Raw genomic sequence first — 9929 nt, forward strand, 5'->3', positions numbered from 1 at the left:
AACTTACTGGATATAATGTTCTAAAAGATTATAATCCTCACACTAACTGTTAAAGCTGGGGCTGGGCAGCATTGACTACTCAGGGAAGGTACTCATCTTTATCTTGTGTTTCTTACGTAACAACCAGACTAAAGTGATTTATGAACGATAACGTTTTGCTCATAGGAGCTTCCGGATTCGTAGGAACCCGACTACTTGAAACGGCAATTGCTGACTTTAATATCAAGAACCTGGACAAACAGCAGAGCCACTTTTATCCAGAAATCACACAGATTGGCGATGTTCGTGATCAACAGGCACTCGACCAGGCGTTAGCCGGTTTTGACACTGTTGTACTACTGGCAGCGGAACACCGCGATGACGTCAGCCCTACTTCTCTCTATTATGATGTCAACGTTCAGGGTACCCGCAATGTGCTGGCGGCCATGGAAAAAAATGGCGTTAAAAATATCATCTTTACCAGTTCCGTTGCTGTTTATGGTTTGAACAAACACAACCCTGACGAAAACCATCCACACGATCCTTTCAACCACTACGGCAAAAGTAAGTGGCAGGCAGAGGAAGTGCTGCGTGAATGGTATAACAAAGCACCAACAGAACGTTCATTAACTATCATCCGTCCTACCGTTATCTTCGGTGAACGCAACCGCGGTAACGTCTATAACTTGCTGAAACAGATCGCTGGCGGCAAGTTTATGATGGTGGGCGCAGGGACTAACTATAAGTCCATGGCTTATGTTGGAAACATTGTTGAGTTTATCAAGTACAAACTGAAGAATGTTGCCGCAGGTTATGAGGTTTATAACTACGTTGATAAGCCAGACCTGAACATGAACCAGTTGGTTGCTGAAGTTGAACAAAGCCTGAACAAAAAGATCCCTTCTATGCACTTGCCTTACCCACTAGGAATGCTGGGTGGATATTGCTTTGATATCCTGAGCAAAATTACGGGCAAAAAATACGCTGTCAGCTCAGTGCGCGTGAAAAAATTCTGCGCAACAACACAGTTTGACGCAACGAAAGTGCATTCTTCAGGTTTTGTGGCACCGTATACGCTGTCGCAAGGTCTGGATCGAACACTGCAGTATGAATTCGTTCATGCCAAAAAAGACGACATAACGTTTGTTTCTGAGTAATGCAGACGAGTCAGAGAAATAAGGACCAGGTTGGACTACGATTATTCGGAAAGAGGTACTGATTAAATTATCAGTATGCGGAATTCCGAGTAATCCGAGTAACCCAGATGCTGATGGTGTGTAGTGTTATTCTAAGGTTTAAGCAAAGTTATGCGGAACTAAGCTTTGGTATATAGCCATAACGTTTGGCTAACCTATGGCAATAATTTACGCACTATCAGCCACTTAGAGGTAGGAAAAGAATGACGAATTTAAAAGCAGTTATACCGGTAGCAGGTCTTGGGATGCATATGTTGCCTGCCACTAAGGCGATTCCCAAAGAGATGCTACCGATCGTCGACAAGCCAATGATTCAGTACATTGTTGACGAGATTGTGGCTGCAGGGATCAAAGAAATCCTCCTGGTAACTCACGCGTCCAAGAACGCAGTCGAAAACCACTTCGACACCTCTTATGAATTAGAATCTCTCCTTGAACAGCGCGTGAAGCGTCAACTGCTGGCGGAAGTACAGTCTATCTGTCCGCCGGGCGTGACCATTATGAACGTGCGTCAGGGCGAACCTTTAGGTTTAGGCCACTCCATTTTGTGTGCACGACCCGCCATTGGTGACAACCCATTTGTCGTGGTATTGCCGGACGTTGTGATCGACGACGCCAGTGCCGACCCGCTGCGCTACAACCTTGCTGCCATGATTGCACGTTTCAACGAAACGGGCCGCAGCCAGGTGCTGGCAAAACGTATGCCGGGTGACCTCTCTGAATACTCCGTCATTCAGACTAAAGAGCCGCTGGATCGTGAAGGTAAAGTCAGCCGTATTGTTGAATTCATAGAAAAGCCGGATCAGCCGCAGACGCTGGACTCAGACATCATGGCCGTTGGTCGATATGTGCTTTCTGCCGATATTTGGCCGGAACTTGAACGCACTCAGCCTGGTGCATGGGGGCGTATTCAGCTGACTGATGCCATTGCCGAACTGGCGAAAAAACAGTCCGTTGATGCCATGCTGATGACTGGTGACAGCTATGACTGCGGTAAAAAAATGGGTTATATGCAGGCGTTTGTGAAGTATGGACTGCGCAACCTCAAAGAAGGGGCGAAGTTCCGCAAAGGCATTGAGAAACTGTTAAGCGAATAATGAAAATCTGACCGAATGTGACGGTTGGCAAGGAAACTATAACAGCAGTGAAGATTCGTGGCGAAAGTAATTTGTTGCGAATATTCCTGCCGTTATTTTGTATAAACAATCAGAATAACAAATAGTTAGCAATAGGCTTTTCGTCAAAGTTTTCCTGGATTTTCCTTGTTTCCAGAACGGATTGGTAAGACAATTAGCGTTTGAGTTTCGAGGGAGATGCAGCAATGTCTCTCAGTAACAGTACGCAATATCAATGAGTTCAGTGCACTGGTAGCTGTTAAGCCAGGGGCGGTAGCGTGGATTGATGGAATGAAAAATAAGTGCCCACGAATTGCAGTAATAATGTCGGTTTATATTAATGATAAATTTAATGAGTTTAAAGAGGCTTTTGACAGTATTATTAATCAAACATACTCTAACTTTGTTTTCTTTATTTATGCCGATGGCAAGATAAATCCAGATATTGAAAGTTTTTTGCAAAATTATAATTCGCAACATGTGATTTTCATTAGAAGTGAAAAAAATAAGGGATTAGCTTATGCTTTGAATAAATTAATATCAGTGGCGCTAGTTAATAATGAATTTGATTTTATTGCCAGAATGGATGCTGATGATATAAGTTTAGAAGATAGATTTCAACGACAAATAGATTTTTTTATGGCTAACCCTGAGTTAGATGTTGTTGGTGGGTTGTGTCAAGAGTTTGGTGGTGAGTCAGCAAGAGAAAAATGCAAGATCTATTTTACAGATGAAGCCATTAAAAACAATGCCTTTAAAAAATGTCCTTTCGTTCATCCAACCGTGATGTTTAAATCGTCTGTATTTAATAACGGGATGCGATACCCTGAAAATCAGCCACTGACAGAAGATATGTGCTTATGGCTCGAGTTAATATCCGCGAATAAAAAGTTTGCAAATATTGACTCCGTTCTTCTAAAGTACAGAATTAATGAGCAGACGCTAAAAAGAAGAAGAGGTTTGAATAAGGCTGTAACCGAATTATCCACAAGATTGTATTACGCCAAGAAACTTAAAATGCTTAGCGTACGGAATTTGTTATATATATTAATCCATTTTGGTGTCAGAGTCCTTCCTTCAAATATATTTAAACTTGTACATAAGTTAAATTAAAATGAATAAAACTGTTTATACATATGATGTATGGGATACTATTTTAAAACGTCATTGTTTACCATCATATACGTTAGAGGTTTCGTTGTACTGGCTACTTTTGTATCTTGGAAAACCTGAGAAACATAAGGATGTGTATAAAAAAGTAAAAGCACTGGAGAGTGATTTTTTTAATCGAAAAGAAGAATATTTTATTGAAGAGCTTATTGTTGGGATATTAATTGAAAATAATTTAATGAATGGATTTTGCAATAACTCTGTGACTGCTGCTTGGGAACAAATATATTATTTCGTAGAGAGAAATTGTACATATAAAAATAAAGAGGTTATAGAGTTAATTGGGAGTGACTATGGGGACAAATTATTTATTTCTGATTTTTATACTGACTCCAGTTTCATAAAGAAATTGCTACACCACCACCAAGTATCGGTTTTAGATGGTGTGACGTCAGCTGAGTATGGCGTCAGTAAGCATATGGGTTCATTGTATGAAAAAATAGAACTATTGAAGCAAAGGAAATGGATCCATACTGGAGATAATGAATTAGCTGATATAAAAATGGCAAAGCGTGCAGGTGCCCAAGTTAGACTTATAAAATCCAAAAAGAAGAAAATAAATAAGTTAAAAATAAAAAATGACTATGAGCGGTTAGCATTTATTATTTTGTCCTTTAGCCTGTTTATATTAAAAACTTCCAGAAAGAAAAAGTGCAATAAGATCTACTTTTTTACAAGGGAGGGGGTTTTTTTCAAAAAAAACTTTGATCTTCTACTAAACCAAATACCTAACATATTCCCATCTATAACTACGGAAATATTGCCAATCAGTCGAGTAGCCAGCTTAGCATTGAAGTTTAATGAGTCTGATGAATTTTTAGGATTTAATGATGCATTAACCCAGTATGGCTATGGAGTGTCTACGTTTCTTAGTTTCTTTCATCTTGATGATTGTTACTCCGAGCTCACAACAAAGTATCATGATGTAAATGATTTATTATCTCACAGAAATGATCCTTTGGTAAAACAACTAATAAAAAGTATAGAGGATAAAAAAAAACGAACAGAAAATTTTCTTACATCCATTGAGTTCGATTCTGAGCCAAGTATCATCGTGGATATTGGTTGGCGGGGTAGCATCCAAGATAATTTAATGTCGCGGAAAAATAATTATATTCAACATGGATGTTATCTCGGATTGTTTGATTTTTACCCAGGCCAGTCAGGTCAGAATAAATCATCTGTAATTTTTGATAACAACAGATTTAGACAAAAATGGACCATGAAAGGTGTAGCTTTTATGGAGACGGTTTTCAATGCTTTGGACGGAAGTGTTGTCGATTATGTAAACAATAAACCGAAAAGAAAAGAAAATTACGCTGAGATAGAAAATTCAAAACATTTAATAGTTATGCAAGATGCTATCATTGAGGAATTTATGAATCTATCTATTATGTTAAAAGAGGGAAAGTTAAATATCAATGATATTGAAAGATTAGCTATTGAAAGTTACAAAAAAATAGTAACTAACCCATCTAAAGAAATAGCTGATTTTTATGTTGGCAGTATCCAAAATGAAAGCTTCGGTTTGAATGATTTTATCGACAAAGAATTTAACATTAGCGCAGTAGATGTTTTCCGAAGTTTTTTTTCTAAAAGTAAAAGAAATGAAATAAGAATAAAATTGCATAGAAATGGATGGCGTGAGTCGATACTTAAATCCTCTAAAGTATCGCTGAGCGCAAAATTATGTTCACTTTTAATTAGATAAAATATGAATATTTCAGTAATAATTTGTTGCTATAACTCAGAAAATAGAATCGTAAACACCCTTTTTCATCTTTCACAATGTGTATCTCTATCCAAGGGGTTAATTGACGAGATTATTCTTGTTGACAATAACTCATCTGATGAAACTGTTAAAACAGCTGAGGATTTTTGGCGTAATACGGGGGAGGAGCAAATCTTTAAAATTGTTTTTGAATCGATTCCGGGCCTTGTTCATGCTAGACGGCGAGGGCTGGACGAGTCCAAAAATGAGATTGTTGTTTTTTGTGATGATGATAATTGGCTGGTACCATCTTATTTTACAAAACTAGAGAAATATTTTGAAAACAAACAAGTAGGCGCTGTCGGGGGACGCGGTATTCCTATTGCTAATACCGTTATTCCTGAGTGGTTTTTTGAGAATCTGGATGCATATGCATGTTCTGCACAAACTTCTAACATGTTGTATGGTGCTAGCTTGGCTATTCGGTCTAGTATCTTAAAAAAATTTTATACGGATGCTTTATCAGTAAAGCTAAAGGGTAGAACAAAAGACAGTCTGGATTCTGGGGAAGATAACTTATTGTGTAATTTTGTCAAAAAACAAGGATACACTCTGATACCTGACAATACACCATTTTGCCATTTCATGGAAAGCAAGCGATTGGATGTCGATTATCTATATAAACTGGCTGAATCATTTGGAAAAGCAACGGCATCAATGAAAAACAATTCCTTCACCACCGATTATGTATATTTGACAGCAAAAATGTTATTAGCTATATCTAGGATCTTCTCTAAAAAAAATAAAAAGATATATTTAAAACGTGAGATTTCCTTTCTCAGAGGTTATTTGAGGTTTAGAAAGGAATCGAAGTAATGAGAGGGGGAATGCTTGTAATTGCGTGGTATTCTATTTTTCTGTTGATTTCAGCTACGGGCATGACCGGTCTAAATAAGCTGAGTACTGAAGCTATTCTGTGCTATATTGCATTTTTATTCTGTTTTTTCTTTGGCATGATGTTAGGTGGTGTTTCGCTCCCAAACGGAATGAAAATGTTGCAACAGGAGCAAAAGATAAAGAAAAGGCATGCTTCTGCCATAGTTCTAATTTATTGCTTTTTTATTTTTTATTCTTTAATTGCTCTTTTAAATATATATTATTTCAATAAGGTTGATCTATCATCTTATAGACAAGCATTTTTTGATGGTTCAAGAGATAATGTTAAATACTTCTATGGCGTGTTTGGCTTTTACTTCTATTATTTACTTAGCCTGTTAGTATTCGCCTTAGTTCCTTATACTATTATAACGAACAGCAAAAAGACTATTTCATTATGTTTCTTTGCCTTGCTGCTATACGATATTATTTTCCTTTCAAGAACTGGTGTTTATTACTTTATATTATCTTATATAGTATCGAGTATTCTTCTCAAGAAAGGAATCAAGAAAATTATAATTGTAGGGATGGTTGCCTTATTATTCTCATTGATAATGAGTTACACAAGGGATATGAAGAGTGACATCATTGGTACATTATTTAGCTCAATTATAAATTATCATATAGCTCCGTTTGTCTTGTTTGATGAAAATATAATATCAAATCATTTGATTAAATATAATGGGGCTGGCTTGGCATCGTTGGGGATATATAATATCATTTTTTATCCCATTGATTCGTCTATCATGTCATCAATAAACGATTTTAGAGCACAGTTGAATGAATTCTATGATTTGGGAGTAAATCGTTATTTGCCATATAATGCCTATTATACTTCTTTGGGTGGGGTATATATAGATAGCGGCCTGATTGGTAGCATGATGGTTAGTTTTATGACTGGTTTTATTATTGTCGGAATCGAGAAGAGTGCTTTTAAATCAACTAAGTTCTTAGTCTCTTCTGTGTTTTTTACTACATTATGTATGGAATCTATATTTTCCCCAATAACACTAAATATTTTTGCCTTTACAATAATTGTCTACTTAGTTGTTTTGATGGTCCTTAAATATGAAAATAGCGATGATAATACCATCTTTAAAAAATACCGCGCCAAATAATATAGCCCTTTCAATATGTGAAGGGGCAAGGAAGCATGGTGTCAATATAGATATTTATTATCTTGATGAAATTGTAGAGTTGGATATAGACGAGTCAGAACTGAATATAAATAGGCTAAATGATAGAACCATTTTAAACAGTTATGATATTGTTCACTCTCATGGCTTAAGACCCGATGTTATTAATTGTAAGACCAGCAAAAATGTCATTAATGTAAGTACGCTTCATAGTTTTATTTTAGATGATCTTAAGAATAAATATGGAATAAAAGGATATCTGATCGCTTTTGCTTGGCTTAAATTATTAAAGCGATTTGATTCATGTATTGCAATTAGTGAGGCGACTAAACGGTTTTATGTTAAACATGGTCTTAAATGCCACCATATATATAATGGAATCGACTTTCCTGACATCGAATTATATCAAGATAACTCAAGGCTAAATAACGGCAAAATAAATATAGTATCGATCGCGCATCTGGAAAAAATAAAAGGCTTAGAGCAACTCCTATATCTAGCCGCGGAGCGAGAAGAGTTCCATGTTCATATAATTGGTGAAGGAACTTACCGTGGGAAATTAACAAATATTATTGATAAGTTTGATTTATCTCAGCGTGTAACTTTGCATGGATATATATCAAATGCGAGTTCTATGTTGGGGAAATTTGATGTTTATGTGCAACCATCTAAAAGTGAGGGGTTTGGCATTGCAGTCATTGAAGCTCTTGTAAATAAAATCCCAACAGTTTGCTCAGACATTGAAGTGTTCAGAGAGTTATTTGGCTCAGGAGAAGTTGAATTTTTCAAGTTAGACGATATTAATTCACTTTACGATGCAATTTCAAGTGCATTAACCAAGACAGATATGTCTCGAGATGCAAGTGCCACAGCGATAAGCCAAAAATTTTCTTCAGAAGTGATGTCATTGAACTATTTAAGTTGGTATAAAAAATTATATGAAGAAAGAAATTTATAAATATGGCACAATAATATTATGCTATGGAATTAACTTTATACTACCTATTCTTTTCTTTAAAGAAATAAGTTTAATATTATCTCCAATAGTATTATCATCATTTTTCTTTGTTTTGGCATTGCTAATGTATTGTCAATTCATTGTTGAATACGGGTTGCAAATATCATTATTAAGAAAGTTAAATGAAAATAAGAGTGATTTAAGTCGGCTTTTATCTACTATTCTTGGACTAAAAGTAATACTATTCGTCCTATGCGCAGTATTCATTTATTGTATTTTGCTATATAATAATGAAGTTATATTTTTTATACTTGTTTTCATTCTGCTAGGAAACGTATTCTCATGCCAGTTCCTCTATCAAGTAGTTGATCAGCTCCATTTTTTTTATGTATTAAATTCGCTTGTTAAGCTAATTTTCATACCCCTCATTTTTATCAATGATAATTATATCTATCTGATGATATGTTATAGTTGTTTCAATATCCTACCTAACTTAGCTGCACTTGCTTATTTTTTATATAAGAATAAAGTTAAGGTTGTAAAAGTTCCTGCTTGTGAAATTTATAATTTATCTAAGGAATGTTTTAGCTATTTTATCTCGAATATTTCGATAACATTATACACTAATTTTTATCAGATCTTATTAGGCATTATATCGCCCGCTTATCTGGCCGCGTATGCATTAAGTGACAAAATTATTAGGGGGATCGTGTCAGGGAATTATGTGTTTATACAGATAGTACAAGTACAATACTTAAATGATGAATCAAAGTTCATCAATGGTACATGGAAAACGATTGTTTCATTATTATTACTGGGGGGGATGGAGTTTTTATTTATTTTCTTTGGAGCGGATTTTTTCTCTCGTTATTTATTCCCTACAATATCTTTACTGCCAATTTTTCTAAAACTAATGTCATTGCTAATTGTTGTTATCTTGTTGAGTAACTTTTTTGCAATGGTTTATCTTCCGTGTTCAGGCAATACTTTATTCCTCTCACGTGTTCTGATTTTTGTTTCTATTGTGTCCGTAGTAGTTGCCCCGATACTAATATGGCTCTATGCAGGTTATGGTGCAGTCATTTCCGCTATATTTTCAGAGTTATTAGTTCTGATTTTATGCTATGGTTTATATTTGAAATTAAAACACAAACTCTAACTATTAACGTAGAATAATTAAAATGAATTTATTGATTGTTTTTTGCTTTTATATTTCGGTTCTGCGTAGTAATAAAATAAGTGTATTTAAATTAATCACTATCACAACTGTCTTGATTGTATATGTATTCTGGCTAATAGCCGACAGTTTTACTGGCGTTGGGATAAATGATTCAGTTTATTTCCATATGTTAATGCCGCATGAGGGGGCATCGGTTGAAAATTTAACATATTATGGATTTCTGATTGTAAGCCTTGTTATTTCAATTTTCTTGATTGCTTATGTTTCTTGGAAAAAGAAGCATAATAGAGGATTAAGTAAAAATTACTCTTTTTACGTACTCTTCGCTATTGTATTAGTTACTCCATTTATGCGTAATTTCCTGGGGTCAATTAACAATTTAATTTCCGAACAGTTTTCTACTGAAGATATAAGTAAAGAGTATGTAATCAATAGTAGGTGATGCTGCCAACTTACTGATTTAGTGTATGATGGTGTTTTTGAGGTGCTCCAGTGGCTTCTGTTTCTATCAGCTGTCCCTCCTGTTCAGCTACTGACGGGGTGGTGCG

Annotated in this window: 9 protein-coding genes and 1 pseudogene; all 10 read left to right on the top strand. The window is 35.6% G+C overall.

The features are described from left to right. Window positions 1-140 precede the first annotated feature (140 nt). Window positions 141-1136, top strand: a complete 996-nt coding sequence (locus ACJHWR_RS13580) for an N-acetyl-alpha-D-glucosaminyl-diphospho-ditrans,octacis-undecaprenol 4-epimerase (RefSeq protein WP_000999466.1) — start codon at window positions 141-143, stop codon at window positions 1134-1136. Between the two features lie 242 nt (window positions 1137-1378). After that, window positions 1379-2272, top strand: coding sequence for a UTP--glucose-1-phosphate uridylyltransferase GalF (gene galF / locus ACJHWR_RS13585; RefSeq protein ID WP_000183060.1), 894 nt, complete (start codon window positions 1379-1381; stop codon window positions 2270-2272). 216 nt (window positions 2273-2488) lie between these two features. Further along, a complete protein-coding gene (locus ACJHWR_RS13590; protein WP_001183563.1) occupies window positions 2489-3403 on the top strand; it encodes a glycosyltransferase in 915 nt (304 codons plus the stop codon). Between the two features lies 1 nt (window position 3404). Continuing rightward, entirely contained in the window at window positions 3405-5171 is a 1767-nt protein-coding gene (locus tag ACJHWR_RS13595) for a hypothetical protein (protein WP_001373134.1), read from the top strand. A 3-nt stretch (window positions 5172-5174) separates the two neighbouring features. Beyond that, window positions 5175-6047 carry a glycosyltransferase family A protein gene (locus tag ACJHWR_RS13600; protein WP_001027535.1) on the top strand — a complete coding sequence of 291 codons (873 nt, stop codon included), beginning with the start codon at window positions 5175-5177 and terminating at the stop codon, window positions 6045-6047. Further along, window positions 6047-7225, top strand: a complete 1179-nt coding sequence (locus ACJHWR_RS13605; RefSeq protein WP_001214007.1) for an O-antigen polymerase — start codon at window positions 6047-6049, stop codon at window positions 7223-7225. Before ACJHWR_RS13600 ends, ACJHWR_RS13605 begins: the two co-directional genes overlap by 1 nt. Beyond that, complete coding sequence (locus ACJHWR_RS13610) at window positions 7176-8201, top strand: glycosyltransferase family 4 protein (RefSeq protein WP_001328290.1); 1026 nt, start codon at window positions 7176-7178, stop codon at window positions 8199-8201. Before ACJHWR_RS13605 ends, ACJHWR_RS13610 begins: the two co-directional genes overlap by 50 nt. Next, window positions 8182-8883: pseudogene (locus tag ACJHWR_RS13615) on the top strand (oligosaccharide flippase family protein); the annotation flags it as partial. The gene ACJHWR_RS13610 and the pseudogene ACJHWR_RS13615, both read left to right, overlap by 20 nt. Before the next feature lie 42 nt (window positions 8884-8925). Then, a complete protein-coding gene (locus tag ACJHWR_RS13620; protein ID WP_223216380.1) occupies window positions 8926-9360 on the top strand; it encodes a hypothetical protein in 435 nt (144 codons plus the stop codon). A 513-nt stretch (window positions 9361-9873) separates the two neighbouring features. Further along, a partial coding sequence (locus ACJHWR_RS13625; protein WP_097491765.1) for an IS1 family transposase occupies window positions 9874-9929 on the top strand: 56 nt, incomplete at its 3' end.

This window comes from Escherichia sp. WS568 (genome assembly GCF_046486085.1).
In the GTDB taxonomy this organism is placed as follows: domain Bacteria; phylum Pseudomonadota; class Gammaproteobacteria; order Enterobacterales; family Enterobacteriaceae; genus Escherichia; species Escherichia coli.